This is a genomic window from Pseudarthrobacter chlorophenolicus, assembly GCF_000962805.1.
In the GTDB taxonomy this organism is placed as follows: domain Bacteria; phylum Actinomycetota; class Actinomycetes; order Actinomycetales; family Micrococcaceae; genus Arthrobacter; species Arthrobacter chlorophenolicus_A.
Map to the genome: position 1 here is coordinate 1 of NZ_JZTW01000040.1, position 1,704 is coordinate 1,704.

General features: G+C 66.5%; 1 protein-coding gene and 1 pseudogene. One reads left to right on the forward strand and one right to left on the reverse strand.

Going from position 1 to position 1,704, the window contains the following annotated elements; translation table 11 throughout:
* Positions 1-210: 210 nt before the first annotated feature.
* Positions 211-795: a DUF1579 family protein gene (locus UC32_RS19950; RefSeq protein WP_327077631.1), complete on the forward strand. Its 585-nt coding sequence runs from the start codon at positions 211-213 to the stop codon at positions 793-795.
* Between the two features lie 81 nt (positions 796-876).
* Here UC32_RS19950 and UC32_RS19955 read toward each other — a convergent pair.
* Positions 877-1,704: pseudogene (locus tag UC32_RS19955) on the reverse strand (DUF222 domain-containing protein); the annotation flags it as partial.

The window sequence follows — 1,704 nt, forward strand, 5'->3', positions numbered from 1 at the left end:
CGCGCCCCGTACAGTCACCGTGGTGGGACCGTTCGACGAAACCGAGACGTTCGGGCTTTAGTCCGGGACCCGAGCATCCCGGGCCTGTGGGCGGGTCCCGACCGCCGGCCGTAATGGCCTGCGGTGAGCGTCTGGACCACTCGCGGGGCGCGCACTGCAGGACTACGATGAGGCCATCCGACGTCGCCGTGCTGGTGAGGAGTGGAAGGCGTGAACGTACTCCGGCTGGGCCATGATGGCGCTCCGGATGCGCCGCGACCTGGTGTTCCTGCCGGTAATCATCCGGCGCTGGCGGGCCTTCTCGGTGCCTGGCGGGGGACTACCGAGCTGGCCGCCGGGCCTTGGGGGCCCCAGCGGACGGTGGATGCAGAGGTGGCGTACCGACGGGCAGCCGGGGGATTTGCGGTGGTCCAGAGCTACCGGCACGTGGAACCTGACGGTTCCCATTTCGAAGGCCATGGAGTCTTTACCCTGGACCCAGACCACCATGATGTGTTCTGGTACTACGTCGACAGCATCGGCGGCACTTCCGGCGGTCCGTCCCGATGCACGTGGCATGATGGCGTGCTCCGCGTAGAGCGGCGCGTGGGCGCGGGGTGGACACGGCACAGCATCACCCTCACTGGGGCCTCTGGCTCAGTGCCACAGAGCGCGGTGCTCGTTCACATTACGGAGCTGCGGATGGGGGGAAAGCCCGACGACGTCGATGTGTCGACTGCCGGCTCGAACGGCAAACGCCCGGCCTTTGCCCCGTTCATGACGTCCACCTTCCGACGGGTTGTGACCGCCGGCTGAAGATCACGCCGAGGCACCGTTGGTCCCGTTCCCCATGCGCGGGTCCGCTGGTGGGTCGGGATCCCCAACGGGTTTGGAGACCTAACGGGTCTTGGGCAGCGTGAGGGGTACTGCGTAGAAGTCTCTCCACACGGGGTCGTCGGGATAGGAATCGGCCACGGAGTCGTCGATCGGTGGCTCGTGGTCGTCCGGTGGGTCGGCGAGGACGTATTCGGGGCTAACGGGTAGGCCGGCGAGGATCTGTTCCTCCAACGAGTCACGGCTCTCAGGTCCCCATTCGATGGTCGCGCTGCCAGGCTTCATGGCCGTCCCCTGGGGCATGCCCTGCTGGCGCGGGGAATCAAGATCTCGCCTGTTCAGTCCGGGTGGCCAGTGTGGTGGTTTTGGGTCGGGGTGTTGGGCCGGGTAGTGCCGGCCTGTGGGTGAGGTCCAGCCGGGTGGTTCGGTTGGGGTGGCGGGTGTGGGGGTCCAGCCGCTGTTGTGTTTGAGGCGGTGATGTTTCGGGCAGAGCTGTGCCAGGTTGCTGACCCCGGTTGTCCCGTGGTGTTGCCAGGCGGTGAGGTGGTCGGTGTCGTTGTCGGTGCTGGGGTTGCTGCAGCCGGGAAAGGTGCAGTGTCCGTCGCGCATCCTGATCCAGCGCTTCATCGCCTCCGACAGCCGGTAACTGGTCCGGCTAATCTCGAGCGGCGCACCGGTACGGGGGTCGACGAGGACCCGGTAAAACGAGGCAGCCCCGTCAGCGACGATTCTCCGGGCCATCGCCGCGGGGATGGGCCCGTACCCATCCAGGTCAGCAGGTTCGTCAGTGCTGCCCAACATTGTAAATATCGGGATGGTGACCAGGACGTCGGCCTTCGGCGCGGGGATCTTGCTGAGATCAACCGCGTAAGGGTCGCTCCGGGTGCCACT